Origin of the sequence: Halomonas sp. ISL-56 (assembly GCF_018612805.1) — a bacterium.
Classification (GTDB): domain Bacteria; phylum Pseudomonadota; class Gammaproteobacteria; order Pseudomonadales; family Halomonadaceae; genus Vreelandella.
Genome location: NZ_JAGGRO010000010.1, coordinates 1 through 18,982 on the forward strand (window position 1 = coordinate 1; position 18,982 = coordinate 18,982).

The 18,982-nt window shown below is 55.3% G+C and carries 17 protein-coding genes; 9 read left to right on the plus strand and 8 right to left on the minus strand.

Annotated elements, in window-relative coordinates; all coding sequences use genetic code 11:
* From J7J49_RS22655 to J7J49_RS07560, 9 genes are all read left to right on the plus strand, one after another.
* The coding region (locus tag J7J49_RS22655) for an RHS repeat-associated core domain-containing protein (RefSeq protein WP_285222414.1) at positions 1 to 867 on the plus strand (867 nt) is incomplete at its 5' end.
* A gap of 417 nt (positions 868 to 1,284) precedes the next feature.
* Positions 1,285 to 4,182 carry an RHS repeat-associated core domain-containing protein gene (locus tag J7J49_RS07525; protein ID WP_215091487.1) on the plus strand — a complete coding sequence of 966 codons (2,898 nt, stop codon included), beginning with the start codon at positions 1,285 to 1,287 and terminating at the stop codon, positions 4,180 to 4,182.
* On the plus strand, positions 4,179 to 4,583 hold the full coding sequence (locus J7J49_RS07530; protein ID WP_215091490.1) for an SEL1-like repeat protein: 405 nt from the start codon (positions 4,179 to 4,181) through the stop codon (positions 4,581 to 4,583). The genes J7J49_RS07525 and J7J49_RS07530 overlap by 4 nt, the downstream gene beginning before the upstream one ends.
* Before the next feature lie 106 nt (positions 4,584 to 4,689).
* Positions 4,690 to 5,670, plus strand: a complete 981-nt coding sequence (locus J7J49_RS07535; RefSeq protein WP_215091492.1) for an RHS repeat-associated core domain-containing protein — start codon at positions 4,690 to 4,692, stop codon at positions 5,668 to 5,670.
* A complete protein-coding gene (locus tag J7J49_RS07540) occupies positions 5,667 to 6,332 on the plus strand; it encodes a hypothetical protein (RefSeq protein ID WP_215091494.1) in 666 nt (221 codons plus the stop codon). The genes J7J49_RS07535 and J7J49_RS07540 overlap by 4 nt, the downstream gene beginning before the upstream one ends.
* Positions 6,333 to 6,533: 201 nt before the next feature.
* Positions 6,534 to 8,939: an RHS repeat-associated core domain-containing protein gene (locus J7J49_RS07545; RefSeq protein ID WP_215091496.1), complete on the plus strand. Its 2,406-nt coding sequence runs from the start codon at positions 6,534 to 6,536 to the stop codon at positions 8,937 to 8,939.
* On the plus strand, positions 8,932 to 9,159 hold the full coding sequence (locus J7J49_RS07550; RefSeq protein WP_215091498.1) for a hypothetical protein: 228 nt from the start codon (positions 8,932 to 8,934) through the stop codon (positions 9,157 to 9,159). Before J7J49_RS07545 ends, J7J49_RS07550 begins: the two co-directional genes overlap by 8 nt.
* A gap of 4 nt (positions 9,160 to 9,163) precedes the next feature.
* Positions 9,164 to 9,349 (plus strand): hypothetical protein, encoded by a 186-nt coding sequence (locus J7J49_RS07555; RefSeq protein ID WP_215091500.1) that lies wholly within the window; start codon positions 9,164 to 9,166, stop codon positions 9,347 to 9,349.
* Positions 9,350 to 9,743: 394 nt separating this feature from the next.
* The gene (locus J7J49_RS07560) at positions 9,744 to 10,505 is read left to right on the plus strand and encodes a hypothetical protein (RefSeq protein ID WP_215091501.1); all 762 of its coding nucleotides are present in this window, start codon (positions 9,744 to 9,746) and stop codon (positions 10,503 to 10,505) included.
* A gap of 93 nt (positions 10,506 to 10,598) precedes the next feature.
* Here J7J49_RS07560 and J7J49_RS07565 read toward each other — a convergent pair whose 3' ends face one another.
* The 8 genes from J7J49_RS07565 to J7J49_RS07600 all read right to left on the minus strand — a co-directional run bounded on the left by J7J49_RS07565 (position 10,599) and on the right by J7J49_RS07600 (position 18,974).
* Positions 10,599 to 11,492 (minus strand): EamA family transporter, encoded by an 894-nt coding sequence (locus J7J49_RS07565; RefSeq protein ID WP_064235453.1) that lies wholly within the window; start codon positions 11,490 to 11,492, stop codon positions 10,599 to 10,601.
* On the minus strand, positions 11,489 to 12,307 hold the full coding sequence (phnX, locus tag J7J49_RS07570; protein WP_064235454.1) for a phosphonoacetaldehyde hydrolase: 819 nt from the start codon (positions 12,305 to 12,307) through the stop codon (positions 11,489 to 11,491). The genes J7J49_RS07565 and phnX overlap by 4 nt, the downstream gene beginning before the upstream one ends.
* Positions 12,307 to 13,455 carry a 2-aminoethylphosphonate--pyruvate transaminase gene (locus J7J49_RS07575; RefSeq protein ID WP_215091503.1) on the minus strand — a complete coding sequence of 383 codons (1,149 nt, stop codon included), beginning with the start codon at positions 13,453 to 13,455 and terminating at the stop codon, positions 12,307 to 12,309. The genes phnX and J7J49_RS07575 overlap by 1 nt, the downstream gene beginning before the upstream one ends.
* 51 nt (positions 13,456 to 13,506) lie before the next feature.
* A complete protein-coding gene (locus J7J49_RS07580) occupies positions 13,507 to 15,201 on the minus strand; it encodes a putative 2-aminoethylphosphonate ABC transporter permease subunit (protein ID WP_215091504.1) in 1,695 nt (564 codons plus the stop codon).
* Positions 15,198 to 16,322 carry a putative 2-aminoethylphosphonate ABC transporter ATP-binding protein gene (locus tag J7J49_RS07585; protein WP_215091505.1) on the minus strand — a complete coding sequence of 375 codons (1,125 nt, stop codon included), beginning with the start codon at positions 16,320 to 16,322 and terminating at the stop codon, positions 15,198 to 15,200. Before J7J49_RS07585 ends, J7J49_RS07580 begins: the two co-directional genes overlap by 4 nt.
* A 54-nt stretch (positions 16,323 to 16,376) precedes the next feature.
* Positions 16,377 to 17,426: a putative 2-aminoethylphosphonate ABC transporter substrate-binding protein gene (locus tag J7J49_RS07590; protein ID WP_215091506.1), complete on the minus strand. Its 1,050-nt coding sequence runs from the start codon at positions 17,424 to 17,426 to the stop codon at positions 16,377 to 16,379.
* Positions 17,427 to 17,545: 119 nt separating this feature from the next.
* Complete coding sequence (locus J7J49_RS07595) at positions 17,546 to 18,256, minus strand: UTRA domain-containing protein (RefSeq protein ID WP_215091507.1); 711 nt, start codon at positions 18,254 to 18,256, stop codon at positions 17,546 to 17,548.
* On the minus strand, positions 18,249 to 18,974 hold the full coding sequence (locus tag J7J49_RS07600; RefSeq protein WP_215091508.1) for an HAD family hydrolase: 726 nt from the start codon (positions 18,972 to 18,974) through the stop codon (positions 18,249 to 18,251). Before J7J49_RS07600 ends, J7J49_RS07595 begins: the two co-directional genes overlap by 8 nt.
* Between the last annotated feature and the right edge of the window lie 8 nt (positions 18,975 to 18,982).

An 18,982-nucleotide genomic window follows, 5' to 3' on the forward strand; every position in this document is an offset into this window, starting at 1 on the left:
ATCGATGATACCCAGCAAGGCCAAGTGCTCAGCGCCTATATCACCGACGCCCTGGGCACGCCCATGCAGCTGGTCACCCCCAACGGCCAACCCCGCTGGCTCGCCGAACCCGACGACTGGGCAGCGGTTAAAAATCAACGCGCCGTGCGCAACGTCGCCCAACCGATCCGGTTCCAGGGCCAATGGCACGATGAAGAGAGCGGGCTTTACTACAACCGCCACCGCTATTATGACCCGCAGCAAGGGCGGTATATTAGTCAGGATCCGATTGGGTTGCGGGGTGGGACGAATTTGTATGGCTATGTGGCCAATCCGACGGGGATGGTAGACCCGTTGGGATTGAGTGGATATTTAGGCACTGATTTAAGCAGCTTTACTTCTGGCAGTGTTTGTGAAGAAGGGAGAGTGGGGAACGGCATCACTGGTTATGATGAACATGGTGTTCCTACTTTTGATGAGTCCCATCCGAGCTTTCATCATTACTATGGATCGAACTCTTGTACCAAAGGAGTGGCAGGCTGTTCGTATGAGAATGCAATGTCTGGCCTTTTAAGGTATCCAGCACCCGGTGGAACCGGCGAAGAACCTATAACAAATGGACAAACCAGCTTTGCTATGCCCGTTGGCAGTGTGCGCCATGCGGTTATTGATGGTGATTCTCAGGTAGTGAATATTACCCTTCCGTGCAGACATTCTCTCCATCCGGGAATAGTTCGAAGATGGGTAACGCAAGACGCAAACAGCGTTACAATTCACACTTACGGGGAAGGAACCGGCCCTTTTGCTCGAACAAACGAAGTGCTCTCCGATTCATTGTGGCGTGGTGTTGATGAAAATATTTTTGATTATATGAGCCAACAGCAATGATTAAGCTAATCCTAATAGCATTAACGGACATTATATTTTTCGCGGTCTTAATTTTAACAGCGGTCTTCTTGTTAAGCGATATGGCAGGATGGATTCATTTAAGCCGAGAAATAGGACAATTAGTTGTGCGCTTATTCATTGCAGGTGCTCCTTTATCTTTAGTTTTTTCCTTGATTGCATTTTTTAACTTTAAGAAAGCTCGACATAAACGATATTGCTTGATATCAGTAATTGAGGTTTTAATCCTAGTCATGGTGTACTGGATTATCTATGCGAGCCAAATTTAGTTATTATTTTTCCTGAATTCAACTAAATGGTTGTGCAAAAATAAACCAGCACCGATGACTTATAACCCATTGAATTTTAATGGATTAAATGCACGGAAACTTATATGGAGCCACTTAATAAGTGCAGCACATGGAGGTTCTAGCACGCAAGTTTGAGTGGCAAGCGCATATGCTCACCGCCCACCGGGTACCCGGGGGCATGGAAGCCCATTATACCTGGGATCGTCACGCCCCGGATGGCCGCGTGGTCGGCCAGCAGGAAGCCGGTGGGTTGGCGCGCTCTTACAGTTACCAGGTGGATCACACCCTGGTCACCGACAGCCTGGGCCGGGAGGAGCGCTACCACTTTGTGGGCAGCGGCCCCGGCCGCCGCTGGACGGCCCACACCCGCGCCGACGGCTCGCGCATTGAGTTCCGCTATGACCGTGCGGGTCATAAGATCGCCACCGTGGATCCGCTGGGTCACGAGACGCTGATCGAGCGCGATGACCACGGCCAAGTGATCGCCCAGACCGGCCCAGACGGCACGCGCTGGGCGATGGAGCGCGATGCCCTGGGGCAACCGGTGAGTATTGAAGGCCCCGAGAATCAGCGCTGGCAGATCACACGTAACGACCTCGGCCATCCACTGGACGTCACCGGGCCGGAAGGCACCACCGCCTTCGCTTATGAGAATGAACAGTTACCCGACCGCCCTACCACTGTCACCGATGCGGTGGGTGCTACCTACCAGCGGGAGTGGAACGCCCTGGGTCAAGCCACCGCCCAGATCGACTGCTCCCAGCAGCGCACCGAGTACGCTTACGACCGCCACGGCTACCTGGCCAGCGTCACCAACGCCTTAGGGGAAACCACCCGCACCCAGCACGACAAGATGGGCCGACGCGTCGCCACCCAGCTCCCCGACGGGCTCTACTGGCACCACCATATGGACTCTCTTGGACGCTTGGTGGAGCTGGAAGGCCCGCAAGGGTTTAGGCAACAGTTCTTCTTTGATGACCACGGCCGCCCGGTGCAGCGCATTGAGGCCGATGGCAGTCAGCAGTTTACCGCTTACGATGACATTGGCCGCTTGAACGAGCTGACCCTGGGCAACGGCGCCGTCTACCGTTTTGCCTATGACGACATGGATCGCCTCGCCAGCGAGACCGGCCCCGATGGCCGCGAGCAGCAGTACCGCTACGATGATGCCGGGCGGCTGATCGAACGCGTCGAAGCCAACCGCACAGGCCCCGACGGCCAGCCGCTGGTCACCCGGTACGACTATGACGAAGCCGGTCGCCTCACCGCTCGACACTTGCCCGCTACGGAACACGCCCGGGCCAGCACGGAGCAGTACCAGTGGGGGACGAATGGGCAACTCATTAGTGTCACCAACGATCATGGCGAAGTGACCTTCCGCTACAACGAAGCCCAGCGTTTAATCGGCGAACAGCAGCAACATGCGGGCCTAGCAGGCGAGAGTGGCTGGCAGTGGCAACACCAGCATAGACTCACCGCCACCGGCGCGCCTCAGGCCAGTCAGTTCGGCGACCTACCGGCGCTCAACTGGCACACCTACGGCAGCGGCCATCTGCACGGCATGAGCGCCCCCGGCCTGGATCTGGAAATCGCCCTGGAACCCGATGCCCTGCACCGGGAGACCCAGCGTCGTCTTAGCACCAGCGCTAATGCGCACAACCAGCCGCTGGTGCTGGAGCGGGGTTACACCAATCTCGGCCAGCTGGATCACCTCACCCTGCGCAGCCCGGACACCACCAGCCAGCAGAGCTACCAATACGACGCCCTGGGCCGGATGAGCTTCCGCAGCCTGGAAGGTGACCCCGCTTCCAAAGTCATCGCCTACAGTTACGACGCCGCCGGACGTTTGATCGGCAGCCAGCATGGCGACCATGCCCACCGCTATAGCGTGGATGCGGCGGGTAATCGATTGGAGGGTCAACAGGCCCTGTCTGATAACCGCCTTGGTCAATTAAACGGCACCCGCTACCGCTACGACGGCGCAGGCAACCTGATCGAACGCCAACAGCCCAACGGCGAACGCTTAACCCTAGGCTACGACGGCGCCAATCGCCTAGTACATCTCACTCACGCCAGTGAGCTGGGCTACACCCGCGACGCCACCTACCGCTACGATGGCCTGGGAAGACGCATCAGCAAAACCGTGCGCCACACCAACGGCACCACCGCCACCACCCACTACGGCTGGGACGGTGATCGCATCGTGCGGGAAGAAACGGATAGCCAGCGCACTACTGTGGTGTATGAGCCTGGGAGTTTTGTACCCATGCTGCGGATCGATGATACCCAGCAAGGACAAGTGCTCAGCGCCTATATCACCGACGCCCTGGGCACGCCCATGCAGCTGGTCACCCCCAACGGCCAACCCCGCTGGCTCGCCGAACCCGACGACTGGGCAGCGGTTAAAAATCAACGCGCCGTGCGCAACGTCGCCCAACCGATCCGGTTCCAGGGCCAATGGCACGATGAAGAGAGCGGGCTTTACTACAACCGCCACCGCTATTATGAACCGCAGCAAGGGCGGTATATTAGTCAGGATCCGATTGGGTTGCGGGGTGGGACGAATTTGTATGGCTATGTGGCCAATCCGACGGGGATGGTGGACCCGTTGGGATTGGCTACGCTCGACTTTTTTAAACCTGGTAGCCTCGGACAGAGGGCATTCCAGAATGCGCAAGCACCGGATGGCGAGACTTATGTAAAGGGTCACGGCGACCGCTATGGTGTCCAAAATGATCGGACAGGAGACAGAGTTCCCATGACCGTACAGGAACTTGCGGATAAGCTTCGCGAAGAAGGTTGGAAGGAGGGCGAACCTGTCACCCTGGTTTCGTGCAATACGGGAGATGGAGACTTCCCACAGCAACTTGCAAACGAGTTAGGAGTACCGGTGACGGCTCCTGATGGATATGTAAGTGCGAAGTACAGTGGTGATTTTTGGTCCCACCACCCTCGCTTTCCCCCTGTGCCTTGGGGGTCTGACTTCCATACATGGAGTCCACAGTGAAGACCATTAAAACACTCTTAACTTTACTAGTTTTTGGTGTACTCCTAAACATTTTTTGGGGCAAAGCCCTTTTGTCGATGGGCATGCCTGCAGCCGAATATTATCTTTCCTTGCCAGAGTTGATGCTCTCAACAGCGGAAGCCAAAAGAGGAGATAAGAATTCCATTTCCCGCCTCATAAATTATTATGGCATTTATCTAAATGAAAAAGACAAGGAGTTGTTTTGGATGAGGAAAGGAGCTGAAACGGGAGACCCCAAGTTTAAGTATTTACTCGGAAAAAGAATTCTTGTTTCTAATCCTGACAAGGCCGAGGCAATCAAGCTCATTGAAAGCTCTGCATCATCAGGCTTCGAACCAGCTCAGGAGTATCTGGCTAGATACCATCGGCATAATAATTAGGGGCTTTCACTGAAGGGATAGGTAGTGCGCCGAGATAAATCGGTGGAAGATTGGAGGTGAAATCTCTCTATCCAATAAGAACTTGGGCCGCCGGATCAGCAAAACCGTGCTCCACACCAATGGCACCACCGCCACCACCCACTACGGCTGGGACGGCGATCGCATCGTGCGGGAAGAAACGGATAGCCAGCGCACTACTGTGGTGTATGAGCCTGGGAGTTTTGTGCCCATGCTGAGGATTGATGATACTGAACAAGGCCAGATCCTCAGCGCCTATATCACCGATGCCCTGGGTACGCCCATGCCGTTAGTCACCCCCAACGGCCAACCCCGCTGGCTCGCCGAACCCGACGACTGGGCAGCCGTCAAAAACCAACGCGCCGTGCGTAACGTCACCCAGCCGATACGCTTCCAGGGCCAATGGCACGACGAAGAGAGCGGGCTTTACTACAACCGTCACCGCTATTATAACCCGCAGCAAGGTAGGTATATTAGCCAGGATCCGATTGGATTGAGGGGTGGTACGAATTTGTATGGGTATGTGACCAACCCGACAGGGATGGTGGATCCGATGGGGTTGAAGGGAGTGGGGCAATGCGGGCAAGGTGGGCTTTCTCTTGAAGGTTACATGCAAGAGAGGTATGGCAAACTTGCTATCACCGATGACGAGCGTCTCTTTGCAGCGGCTGGTGACAGACAAGCTTTTTGGGATTCGCGCATGGAGCGAGGTGATCCGATTGCACCAGTTGCAATTGGAATTCTTAATAATGAAACTTATGTTGGGTATAAGTTCGTTGGTGGTCGGCTCGCTAATCGGTTTACTGGCCTGAAGGGCGAGGCGCTAAACGATCTAGGGGTTGACTTAATGAGGGCCCATGCTGACGCTGTTGATTTTGACTTTAATGAACAAATTGGTATTCCTGGACTGTTAAGTCCAGAACAGGCCGCTGCCTACCACCATGAAGTATTTAGCGATCATGGTTTGGGGTCATGGCAGTTTGGTGGGACGCTGGCGAATACTTCTCCGAATTTAATGAGGTCAATATGGTGTACAGGCTGTGATCATGAGGGAGAAGCTATTCGATGAAAATATCAAGCTTACTTTTATCATGGGTACTTGCTGTGAACTTGACAGCTTGCACTGACGCTAAAAAAGCATTTTCTCTAGGGGGTTCAGCTTATCAAGTGCCAGCCGATTATTTGGTTATCTCACCTTCTTCTTTTGAAAGTACAGACTTTGACGATAATATAAGCATGGTTGCTCTAACGTTTAATAATGATAAAGATTTTTCTGACTATATGGAGCCTAATAGCTGGCTGCCAGGAAGCTCTATTACTGCCATATTGTATGCCCGTGAAGGAACGTCATTAACGGGTTTTTCACCGTCTCTTTCAAGTCTTGTGGAATTCTCGGTTGATGGGGAAAATATTATTGAGTTTGAGAATAGCTATCGAATATTCCAGGGTGATACTCGCATTAGCTGGCAGGCTCTTCCCAAATCTCAAGCTAGCTTTGATGGCGACAAAGTCACGGCAAAGTGGGTGGCTGACTGCATTCCTTTAGGCGGAATGCGGGGATCAGAACAAAGCCATGAATCTATAGACATACCTACATCGTGTAAAATCAATATTGAATACCGAAATTCAATATTAAGGCTGAGCACTTCCGAGAAAAACTTATTAGATAATGCTGAAAAAATTACAGCATTAATGCTTCAGAAATTAGATTCATGGAGAGTACATCCTTAGCGCCCTGAGTCCAACCCGTAATCACAACTTAGAGACCGTCCCCTCTCAGCACCAACATGGGAGGTAGTATCTACATTCCTTGGCGGTGCTGGTGCAGAAAATACTTAACCAAAATTTATTCGCCATATAGTTGAGTTCAGTAAATGAATGCAACATGGACGTTATTCCATTGAGCCTGAATTCAACTAATAAGTGCAGCACATGGATGGCTTAGCACGCGAGTTTGGGTGGCAAGACCATATGCTTCCATGCCACCGGGTACCCGGTGACATGGAAGCCACTACACCTGGAACCAGCAGCCGTACCGAGTATGCCTATGACCGCCACGGCTACCTGGCCAGCATCACCAACGCCCTGAACGAGACCACCCGCACCCAGCACGACAAGATGGGCCGCCGTATCGCCTCCCAGCTCCCCGACGGACTCTACTGGCACCACCATGTGGACTCTCTTGGACGACTGGTGGAGCTGGAAGGCCCGCAAGGGTTTAGGCAGCAGTTCTTCTTTGATGACCACGGCCGCCCGGTACAGCGTATCGAGGCCGACGGAAGCCAGCAGTTTACCGCCTACGATGACGTTGGCCGCTTGAGCGAGCTGACCCTGGGCAACGGCGCGGTCTACCGTTTTACTTATGACGAGATGGATCGTCTCGCCAGCGAGACCGGCCCCGATGGCCGCGAGCAGCAGTACCGCTACGATGACGTCGGACGACTGATCGAGCGCATTGAGACCAACCGCCCAGGCCCCGACGGCCAGCCGCTGGTCACCCGTTACGACTATGACGAAGCCGGTCGTCTCACCGCCCGGCACTTGCCCGCTACAGAACACGCCCCGGCCAGCACAGAGCAGTACCCGTGGGGGACGAATGGGCAACTCATTAGCGTCACCAACGATCATGGCGAAGTGACCTTCAGCTACGACGCAGCCCAACGCTTAATCGGCGAACAGCAGCAACATGCGGGCCTAGCAGGTGAGAGCGGCTGGCAGTGGCAACACCAGCACAGCCTCACCGCCACCGGCGCGCCCCAGGCCAGTCAGTTCGGCGACCTACCGGCGCTCAACTGGCACACCTACGGCAGCGGCCACCTGCACGGCATGAGTGCCCCCGGCCTGGATCTTGAAATTGCCCTGGAACCCGACGCCCTGCACCGGGAGACCCAGCGCCGTCTTAGTACCAGCGCCAATGACCATAACCAGCCATTAATGCTGGAACGGGGCTACACCAACCTCGGCCAGCTGGATCACCTCACCCTGCGCAGCCCGGATACCACCAGCCAGCAGAGCTATCAATACGACGCCCTGGGCCGGTTGAGCTTCCGCAGCCTGGAAGGTGATCAGGCCTCTAAGGTAATCGCCTACAGCTACTCGGTGGATGCGGCAGGGAATCGGTTAGAGCAACGTTCTGACAACCAGCAGGCACTGCCAGATAACCGCCTCACCCAACTCAACGGGGCGCGTTATCGCTACGACGGCGCAGGCAACCTGATCGAACGCCAACAGCCTAATGGCGAACGTTTAACCCTGGGCTACGACGGCGCGAATCGCCTAGTACACCTGATTCACGCCAGCGAGCTAGGTTACACCCGCGACGCCACCTACCGTTACGATGGCCTAGGCCGCCGGATCAGCAAAACCGTGCGCCAAACCAACGGAACCACCGCCACCACCCACTACGGCTGGGATGGCGACCGCATCGTGCGGGAAGAAACCGAGAACCAGCGCACCACGGTGGTCTACGAGCCGGGCAGTTTTGTGCCCATGCTCAGAATCGACGACACCCAACAGGGCCAGTTAGTCAGCACCTATATCACCGACGCCCTGGGCACACCGATGCAACTGGTCACCCCCAACGGCCAGCTTCGTTGGCTCGCCGAACCTGACGATTGGGCAGCGGTAAAAAATCAACGCGCCGTACGCAACGTCACCCAACCGATCCGGTTCCAGGGCCAATGGCACGATGAAGAGAGTGGACTTTACTATAACCGTCACCGGTACTATGACCCGCAGCAGGGGCGGTATATTAGTCAGGATCCGATAGGGCTCAAGGGTGGCACCAACCTGTACGGCTACGTGACCAACCCGACGGGGATGGTGGATCCACTGGGGTTGTTTGGTACAAACATGCACCAGTTAGACCCGATTTCGGTCGCTATTCAGAATGGACATACGCGCCCGCGAACGGAACCAGAGAGAGTAACAGATATTTTTAATCCGGCCGAAAGGGCTAGAGAGGGAGGAACTGCGACTGTTGAGGCAGGTGGGCAACTTATGATTGGGTTGGGAGGTAGCACATCAACAGGGGTTATTTACGATCCAATAAGAGGACGGGCATGCACTGTGCACACAGCATGCGCTATGGCAGAACCTAGAATTGGAGCAGGAACGACGGCGGGTGTTTCTGCGGCAACAGGTACTTTTGAGCCTGGAGATGTTAGTTATAGTATTGGTGTTGAGGGTACTTTAGTTTTCACAAAAGCTGATTTAAACTTTTCTAATAGTGGTTCTATTTCCACTGGTATAAGCGGCATCTTTGGTGCTGATATTGGAGGAGCAATCAAGATGTGTCGCTCAGAAGCCTCTGATGCTTGTTGGGAAATAGGTGAATAATAATGAAAAATCAAACTTTGAGAACTTTTTTGTCATTTTTCTTTTCCCGCTTGTTCCTTTTTCAGCCTGGTTGTTTGGAGTGGGTTCACTTCCCTCTAAAGTTATATGGTATGGATGGGTATTTATTTTCTTATGTATATGGTTGTTGAACTTTAGCTATATAATAAGAAAAAACATCGCCTTGGCGAAGAAAATAAAATCAAAAAAAGAGAGGGATTGACAAAATGCCTGAGCTGATAATTTTTTCACCAGCCATTTTATGGTTTCTATCATTAGGTCTATTTTTGATTATTTTCAAGAAAGAAAATCCTGAAGCTTATGATGAGCTGGGCTTGTTAGACTTTTTTAAAAGCAAGGAAAGTGATGATGCGGCTAGAGTGATAATTTTTTTTGGCACCAGAAGCACTTAAAACTAGGAGGAAAAACAGCACTCGCAGGAATGGCTCTAAACGTTGTTTTTTGCTTGTGTATTATCTATATGTTTGTGATCTTATGGCTGGGGTGGACAGGACAGATTAATTGATAACTTTAGCTTTCTCTAATTTATTAAGCAATAGCAGGAGTATCAATGCTAGCTTTTTGAAATACTGTAAGACAAAGCACTCATGCTTTCTTGGCGAAAGGTGTCCCTTATCATAGGCTGCCCAACCATAACAATACGGCTTTTTAGCCTAAATAACTCTCGCACTCTGTGAGGCAGTGATGTTCGAGTGACAGGATCACTCTTGACCATCTTTATCATTAGTGTAGTCTTAATTCTTTGGCTTATCTTATGGACATAACTTTAAACACTAAGGAAGTTGTATGTTTGAAAAATTCACTCTCGGTTCGCTGTACATTATGAACCAATATCGTAGCGCTATATTAAAAGGCATTGTTTTTCCTTTCATTCTATATGTCTTACTTCAACTAGCACGCTATGAATCCGCCTATACTGAGTTTACACATGGCAGTGCCTTCTCTCTCTTACATATAGTTTTATTTGTTATTGACATGGCTATTCTGTCAATTATCTCAATAAACACAACGCGGATCATATTGCTCAACGAACGGCCAGAAGCTTTTAAGCTTAGATTTAACAGGCGTGAAACAAAGTACCTTTTGTATTGCATTGGTTTTTTAGCGTTATGGATAGTCCCTGGCATGTTTACTGGAGCCTCTTTAACCCTTATTACGTATAGTGTTTTTATGGGCCTTATCCCTCTAACCTTTTTCTTGGCCACTTTATTTTTCACACTAAGATTATCGCTTGTATTTGTAGGCGTGGCGCTTGATAAAAAAATATCGATGAGAGAATCATTCAGCATGACTAAACGCTGCCAATGGTCACTTTTCTTTTCACTTTCCTTGCTAATCGGCTTGCTATTTATGTTTGAATATTGCTTTGAACTCGTTTCAAGCACGATTGGGGGTCAAACCTTTAGCCTGATAACATTTATTTTGATAACCCCATTAGTAGACACATTTATATACGTATTTTCGGCTATTATCTTAACCATTTTATATTCCAATGCCTATCAGCCAACTAGCAGCCCCCAAGCGGGATCGATGGAGGATGCCCAATAGTATTGAAGGGCCTGTCGCAAAGCTGGCAGATTTAACTGCCAGCTAGATTGCCTTACGCTGAGTGGTGCCAACAAGCACCGCCAGCGCCATGGCCTAAAGCGCCACCAACACCAGCCCCGCCAACATCACCAGGGTGCCAATGGCCTTTGCCCTGGAGGCTGGCTCCTTGAGCCATAGCACGCCCATCAATACCCCCACAGGAATTGACAGCTGGCGCAGCGCCACCACATAACTCACCTCGTCGGTGAGCGCCATGGCGATTAATACCAGACCGTAGGTGCAAGTCATCATCAGCCCGGTAACAACCAGCATGGTAAGCCCCTGTTGGCGAAGCGCGGGCAGGCGACGGCGCTCTGCGGGTAGCAGCGCCAGCAGGGGTATCGCCCAGGTGAGTGTCATCAGCGCTTGCAGCACCATAAACACCGCCCCGGCGGTTAACCCGCTATGCCCTGCCCTCTGCATCAGTCCCAGCGCCTGCTTATCGATCAGCGAGTAACCGACCGTACCGACAGCGGCCAGCAGCGCAAATCCCATGGCAGGCGTTAGATAGGTAGAAAACCTACGCGCCTGAGGGTGGCTAAGCGGTAGGCAAAGCGCACCTGCCACCACCAGCACCATGCCGAGGCCATCCCAGCGATCCAGCACCCGGCTGCCCAAGAGCGCAATGGATACCAGTGGCACCAGCACCACTGGCAGCGCACGGGCAATGGGGTAAAGCACGCTGACGTCACCGCGAGAATAGGCCCAGGCCAAGCCGCCCATATAGAGCATTTGGCATAATCCCGAAAGCGCCAACCAGCCCCAGAAGGCCGTTGGCAACGCACTCAGCGATGGCCCCAGCCATAGCAAGGGCATAAGCACTGCCCCACCGGCGCCGTAGGCCAGGGAAAATGCCCCCAGCGAAGGCGCATTGCGTTTACCCAGTACATTCCATCCGGCGTGCATGCATACCGACACCAGCACTAATGTAAGCGCGGCTGGACTCAAGGGTGCTCTCCCTGTTGAAGGCGGGTATTAATGGCATCGACCACGCCGGGCAGCTCGGCGATGGTCTCAATACAGTAGTGTGGTTGTGAGGCGGCAAACTGAGCGGCTACCCGCGAATGGGCAGCTTGGCGCTCTAAATCACTCAGCGCTTGATACTGATCAAACGTTAGCCCTAGCGCATTGCCTGAACAGGTAAGTGCGACTGTCCACATACCGGCGCTGCGCCCTTCAAGAATGCCCGGCGTGGTGTCGTCGACTTTTACACATGACGCCACATCGCTGACACCTAACGCAATCACATTGGCCAGCGCCTGGGCAGGGTGCGGTCGACCATTGGGTACTTCATCGGTGGCCACCACATGATCGACGTGCAGGCCATTATCCGCCGCCAGAGCGACGACTTTTTCCATCACCACCGCTGGATAGCCGGAACAAGAGCCGATCTTCAGTTCCTGAGCGCGCAACGTGGCTAAGGTATCAAGCGCACCGGGAATAACCGCCGAATGGTCGGCAATTTTGGCAATTTGCAGCGGCATAAAACGCTCATAAAGCGCCGTTACATCGGCATCCGAAGGTGCATGGCCCACCGCCTGGGCAAAACGCTCTGCGATGGCCGGTTGGTTACACAGGGTGCGAATATGATCCCACTTACCCATTCCCATGGGGCCGCGGGCTTCTTCCAAGCTAATCGCCACGCCCAGTTCAGCAAACGCTTCGACAAAGATCTGGGTGGGCGCAAAGGAGCCAAAGTCGACCAACGTACCGGCCCAATCACAGATAACCGCTTGTAAGCATTGAGGAGAGTGATACTGCATTAGGCGCTCCCTGATGGTGAAGATAGGTCAGCAAAGAGGTAGACGCCCATTTCGTTAAGCGCGTCTTGAATGGCGTTTAGCAACTGGGCAATCACCGTGATACCTAACTGACCCATGCAGCCGATGCGAAAACTCTCCACTTCGGTCAACTTGCCGGGGTAGATCAAAAACCCGCGCGCCTTTAGCGCCGCGTAGAAGCTGTGAAACTCAAACGCTGGGTCGGTCGGGCTTAAGAAAGTGGTGATGATCGGCGATAGCCATTCGTCTTCCAGCAGGGTGCTGAAGCCCAGCGCCCGCATGCCTTTTACCAACGCATCACGATTGCGGGTATAGCGCGCGCAGCGCCCCGGCACACCGCCTTCCTCCCGATGCTGGGCAAGCGCCGCCTGAAAGGCCACCACGGTGTGCGTGGGCGGGGTAAAGCGCCACTGGCCGGTGCGCTCCATATATTCCCATTGGGCGTGCAGATCCAGACTCAACGAGTGAGCGCGCCCCCTACCTGCTTCAAGCAGCGCCTGGCGAATAATCACAAAGCCAAAACCCGGCACACCTTCGATGCACTTATTGGCAGAAGAAACCAGCACGTCAATGGGTGTTTTCGCGAGGCTGATGGGGATGCCGCCAAAAGAGCTCATGGCATCCACAATGAGCGTTTTACCATGGACGTGCACCACGTCAGCAATGGCGTCTAACGGGTTCAAAATACCCGAGCTGGTTTCGCAGTGCACCAGAAACACCGAGGTAATCTCTGGGTCTTGCTCCAGCAGTGCTGCGACTTCATCGACCTGTGGCGGCAGATAGTCGCCTTTATCCAGCGTCGCATAACGGCGGCCCATCATGTGGAGCAACTGCGCCGCGCGCTTACCGTAGGCACCGTTCATCAGCACCAGCACTTTGCCGCTGGGATCCGTAGCGCAGGCCAGCGCACTCTCAACGGCAAAGGTGCCACTGCCCTGCATGGGCACACAGGCGTACTCGTCGCTTGGCGCCTCGGCCATGGCAAGTAACTGGGTGCGAATGTCGGCAGTCACCTGATTAAAGTCGTCATCCCAGGAACCCCAGTCGCACAGCATGGCGGCTTTAGTGGCACGGGACGTCGTCAGCGGCCCAGGGGTTAATAGATAGGGCTCTTCAATATGATCGTTCATTTTGGTCTATACCAGATTTTTAAACACTTTAACCGCAAGCACGGCGGCGGTCTAGCCCGCCATGCGCCAGCGCTGGGCGTTGTTTAACAACACATGGGTAAGCGCGGTATGCAGCAGCTTCACCACTAGCGAGGTCAGGAAAATCAGCACCGCCATGGCCGCCGCGCTGGCGAAGTAACCGGCTTCATCCAGATGGAGAACCGCCACCGAGGCCAGCCGCGTGTCGCTGTTGTAGAGAAACACCACCGCGGACACCGTGGTCATCGCATTGACGAACAGATACACCGATATATCCAGTACCGCGGGCAGCGACACGGGCAGCGTCACCCGACTGAACGTGATCCAGAAAGGTACCTTAAGTGAGGCCCCCACCGCTTCAAACTCGGGGTCGAGCTGTTTTAGCGCGGTGGCCGAGGTGAGATGGCACACGGTGTAGAAGTGAATCAAGGTGTTGAGCACCAGAATCATCAGCGTGCCGTATAGCCAGTTGAACGGGTTGCCCGCCTGATTGAAGAAGAAGATATAGGCAAGCCCCAGCACCATGCCGGGCACCGCCATGGGCAGCATGGCCATAAAGTGCAGCCCTTGGCGCAGCGGGCGAAAGCCTTCGCTCTTTTCGATCAGCCAAGCGTTGAAGAAGATCACTAAGGTACCCACCACGGCCACGCTGAAGGCGAGCTTGAGCGAGTTAAACCACGCTCCCCAGCCACCATCGGCCATGCCTTGGAAGGTGTAGTGCTTAAAGGTGATCGACAAGTTGTAGGGCCAAAACTGAACCAGCGAGGCATACACCGCAGTGCCGATCACCAGCACAATCGCCCCCGCCACCGCGTAGCAAAGTAGCGTAAAGACCCAATCCCGCAGCGGGCTGGGGGTAGGCTGCCATGGCACCGCCCGGGCCGAAAGCTGGGCCACCTGGCGGCGCTGTATCCAGCGGTCAACGATAAACGAGAGCACTGCGGGTAACAGCAGAATCACGCTGACCACCGCGCCCATCTGAAAGTTCTGCTGGCCGACGACCTGGCGGTAGACGTCGGTGGCCAGCACGCTGAACTGACCACCGATGATTTTTGGCACGCCAAAGTCGGTGATCGCCAGGGTAAATACCACAAACAGGCAGGAAATCAGCCCGTAGCGCACACCGGGCAATGTAATAGTCAAAAACGTACGCCATTTGGGGGTGCCCAGCGCTTCGGCCGCTTCGTAGAGCCGCGCATCGCTGTTGGTTAGCGCGGTGGTCAGCAACATCAGCGCGTGGGGAAATATCCAGAAGCTCATGCCCATTACGATGCCAATCGGCCCATAAATCGAGTGGTCTGCCAGCACGTCGCGCAGAAACCCCTGGTTGCCGAACAGGTAAACCAAGCTGATCGCGGGCAGCAGCGACGGCGCCAGGATGGGCAGAATCGCAAGCATACGAAACAGCCGCTTGCCCGGCATGCAGGTGCGGGTAATCCCGTAGGCGCATACAAACGCCAAGCCGACCACCACTACGGTGGTCATCAGCGCCACCCGCAACGAGTTAACAATCGAATTGACCAGCGCGGGGGTTTGAAAATACTCAACAAAGTTGGCCAGGCCTATAAAGTCGCCGGCGCGGTCTTGCAGGCTTTTAACCAGCATGGCCACCAGCGGAAACAGCAGGCCCACCACCAGCAGGGCGACGCCAGCGAGTAACGCTAACAAACGGATCAGCGACTCTAGCGACGGCTTGGTCGCCGACATTGTAAAGGTCTTAGCCATCATTGCTGGCTACTCCCTGCGGGGTACAGGCGGGCGGCCTCCGCGGGTAGGTGAATCGATAGCATCTGCCCCACAAACAGGTCGAGGTCACGACTATCCCGGCTGGGCACATCGGCGATAAGCGTTTGACCGGCTTTCGTTAGGCGCAGGGTAACCCGCTGAAAGGGGCCCAAAAACTCAATGCCGACCACCTCACCGTTCAGCGCTCCCGCTGCACAGCTAAGCGCTACGGCCTCCGGGCGAATGGCCAACTGGGCGGCTTGGCCCACGTCTAAGGTGTGCGGCAGGCAGGCGCAAGGCGTGGTACCCAGCCACGCCTGGTCGCTGCTCTGCACGCTGACCTCAAGGAAATTCATGCTGCCAATAAACGAGGCCACAAAGGCGCTGGCAGGCTGGTGGTAGATCTCGGCCGGGGTGCCCACCTGCTCAATCACGCCGTGGTTCATCACCACAATGCGGTCGGCCATGGTCAGCGCCTCTTCCTGGTCGTGGGTGACCATAATGGTGGTCACCCCCAGGCGTGCCTGAAGGGCTTTAATCTGGCTGCGCAGATGGCCACGCACCCGGGCATCCAGCGCCGAGAGGGGTTCATCCAGTAGTAACAAGCCTGGCTCGGTGGCCAGCGCCCGCGCCAGCGCAACACGTTGCTGCTGACCACCAGACAGCGCCGCCGGATACTTGTCTTCGCTGCCGGTTAAGTTCACCAGGGCGAGCAGCTCGGCGACCCGCTTGTCGATACGCGCTCGGTCATCTCGACGGTTGCGCAGCCCATAGGCGATATTGTTAAACACCGTCAGATTGGGAAACAGCGCGTAAGACTGGAACACAATGCCGAAATCCCGCGCTTGGGTGGGCAGCCGGGAAATATCCTTGTCACGCTGAATCAGCGTGCCCGACGTTTGCTGGGTTAGCCCTGCAATGGTACGCAGCAGGGTGGTTTTGCCGCAGCCGGAGGGGCCCAAAAAGCAGACAAACTCACCTTCGTTAATGGCCAGAGAAATGTTGTCCAGCGCGGTAAAAGTACCAAAACACTTGGTCACCGCTTCAATGCGCAAATGGGGCGCTGTGGGGGTCATCACCGCTGGCGAGTCGGCCGCCAGCAGCGACGTCATGGTGGTGTGCATAACATCTCCAAGCCCCGGCGCATGGGCCGGGGCATCTGATCGCGAATCCGCCGTTTATTGTTCGGTTTTACCGTCGTAGCGACGCTGCCACTCGGCCAGTACGCGCTCGCGGTTTACGGCCGCCCACTTGAAGTCGGCATCGATCATGCGCTCGGTGATGTCTACAGGGTAGTTGTCGATGGGCTGGGCCACGCCGGGGTAGGCCACCACCGCATAGCCTTCGTTATACAGCTCGTTGGCTTCCCGTGAGATCGACCAATCCAGCAGCGTTTGCGCTGCTTCTTGCTTGTCGGTACCGGCTACCATCGCGGAAGCTTCCATATCCCAACCCAGGCCTTCTTCAGGGAACACGACCTCAATAGGCGCTCCCTGTGACTTCAAGCGGGCACCACGGAACGCAAATGACACGCCCACCACAGTTTCACCGGTAGCCGCCAGGCTGCAGGGCGCGGAACCCGAATGGGTATAGCGGGCGATATTGTTATGCAGGCGATCCATATAGTCCCAGCCCTGCTCTTCGCCCCAAAGCTGCAGCCAACTGGCCACATCCAGGTAACCAGTGCCCGACGAGTTGGGGTTAGGCATAATCACATGGCCTTCAAATTCAGGCTTAGTCAGGTCTTCCCAGGAAGTCGGCATCGGTACGCCCTGGCGCTCGCCCTCAATGGTGTTGTAGCAGATTGCCGCGACCCAGGCGTCCATACCCACCCAAGCCGGGTCTTCACCATCACGATAGGCCGCATCGACAAATTTCGGATCAAGATTTTCAACACCTGCGGGGGCGTAGCGCTCCAGCATGCCCTCGTCTTCCAGCACCAGCAGGCTGGTGGCGGCCAGGCCCCAAATCACATCGGCCTGGGGGTTGCCTTTTTCGGCCAGCAAGCGGGCGGTAATCACCCCGGTGGAGTCGCGCACCCAGTTAATCTCGATATCCGGGTGAGCCGCGTTAAAGCGCTCGGCGTATTTTTGCAGGTCGTCCGACTCAACGGCGGTATACACGGTTAGTTCAGTGGCCTGGGCATTGGCAGCAAGCACAGTTGAGGCAAGCGCAACGGCAGCGGTGCCTGCTAATAAAGTAGAGGGGAATAAACGGCGCGTGATCATGATGGTGGTCTCCCGGCTGATTGGTATAGACCAGAAGTTTGCCGTGGTTAAATGACACCGCGATGACGCTTGTTTGACCGTTTTTTTAAGCGATGATGATCGCCTTGAAGCAATCGCTGCTAGCGCTGCCCCGAAAGCTCCACACTGATGCAAAGGGAATCGTGCAGCCAGTGCTCTTCGTCATACTCAATGGGGCGCTGCTGGTCGTCAAAAATGGCACGATTAATATTTAAACCGGCAGTGCCCGGCGCGACGGATAGCTCTTCGGCATCCAAAGGCGACAGCGCTTCCGACACCATGCGAATAGAGCGGTTAGCCAAATAGTGCCCCCAGCGCTCGCGCAACAGTCCCCACAGAGACTGCCCGGCGTAGATATCCAGCAACTCGGGCGCGCGCTCGGGCACCACCCACAGCGATTCCACCAGCACCGCGCGGTCATCCACGTAGCGGCGGCGGCGAATATGCTGAAACAGCTGGTCATCCGGCAGGCCCAGCGCACGAGCGGCAGGCGGGTGAACGCGGGCTTCCAGCTTCAAAACAGCGGTGCGAGGCTGTCGTCCCTGGGCGCGCACATAGTCGTTAAAGCCCGCGTCACGGGTGGGGTCGTAGACTAACCGGGCGGGAGAGATAAACCAGCCGCGCCGGTTGCTGCGGTGGATCAGGCCCTCCCCCTCCAACTGAGAAAGCGCTTGGCGCAGGGTGACGCGGGTGGTGGCAAAACGCTCGGCCAATACTCGCTCGGCGGGGAGCTTGCCTTCCCACAGGGCGGCATTTTGGTCGATCAAGGTGCGTAGCTGTTCGGTTAACTGCAAATAGTAGGCGTCAGACATGCACCGATTTTCCTGGCAAAGCATTAGGCGACGAAGCGCTTGAGGGCGTCCGCCAGTCTAAGCGCCGCCACCCTTCAACGCTAGCCACCTCGGCCAGTACCGGGTCTGGGTTAACTGCCACGGGGCAATCGACATATTGCAGTAACGGTAAATCATTGCGGGAGTCTGAGTAGAAGGTGGTGTGGCTGGGGGTGATCTGCTGCTCGGCCAGCCACTGTTTCAGACGCAGCACCTTGCCGCCGCGATAGGAAAAAATACCCTCGCTGCCACCGGTATAGCGCGGGTCTTCATTAATGCCATGCTCCACGCTGAGCTCCACCGCCAGCACGTGCTCAATGCCCAGAGTGATCGCAATTGGCTCGACCAGGTGACGCGACGAAGCAGAAATCAGCACCAGCGTATCGCCTGCCTGGCGATGCGCTTCCAGGCAGGCCCAGGCCTGATCAAAAATACGCGGCTGCAGATGGGTGGCGACAAAGCGCTCGACCTCTTTCTGTACATCTTTTACCCGGCGCCCACGCAGCGGCGCCAGGGTCATGGCTAAGTACTCTTCCAGCTTTAACTTACCCGCGTGATAGGCCTGGTGCATTTGCGCCGCCCGCGCCATAAAGGCGTCGGCATCGCTGATCCAACCTTGCTCTATCATCCATAAATTCCAGCGGTCGCTGCAGTCTCCATCCAGAAGGGTATCGTCAAGATCAAACAGGGCCAGGCGCATGGGACACT